We start from the raw sequence: 625 nt of genomic DNA on the forward strand, positions 1-625 counted from the left end.
AGCTACATTACTCATAGAAGGAAAAGCATATTTAACACCCATATCCCAACCATTAGCAGGGCGTTCTAATATATAATCTCTATCAAAATCATAACTATTAACCCAATCACTCAGTCTTTGATAAATATTAGCATGGAAAGCTAATGTATCAATCATACTTTCAAAGCCCAAAGACATTCTTTTATGCTCTCTACTAAAATCATGATCATAAACTAGGTTTAATCCTAGCATGATATTGCCTGAATTATTTAATGCTAATGCATTAGGATAATATCTTATACCACCACCAAAATGACCTATGATTCTATTATTATCATATCCACCTATACCGCTTTGTAAAAAATAAGATATTTTTGGATTATCTTCACTCATAATAGGTAAAAGAACTTTAGCATTACCACTTAAGCCACCTCTGTCATTATAGTTTAGATTAAACTCACTATTAATAGAGTGATTAAGAGCATGTAAATATTCTTGGATTAAAGTATTAGCTTGTAAGCTTAAATAATTGCTTGCTAAATCTCTAACGATTTCTTCTCTTTCTTTGCCATCTTCTGCATTATAAGCATCACCAATAGTTTGAATAACATTAATAACCTTATTAGATAATTCTTCATCTTCTTTG

At 29.9% G+C, this 625-nt stretch carries 1 protein-coding gene; it reads right to left on the reverse strand.

All coding sequences use genetic code 11. The features are described 5' to 3' along the window. A partial coding sequence (locus L8T90_RS07865; RefSeq protein WP_263737177.1) for an inverse autotransporter beta domain-containing protein occupies positions 1-625 on the reverse strand: 625 nt, incomplete at both ends.

The sequence above is a fragment of the Campylobacter sp. RKI_CA19_01121 genome, assembly GCF_025771295.1.
GTDB lineage: Bacteria > Campylobacterota > Campylobacteria > Campylobacterales > Campylobacteraceae > Campylobacter_D.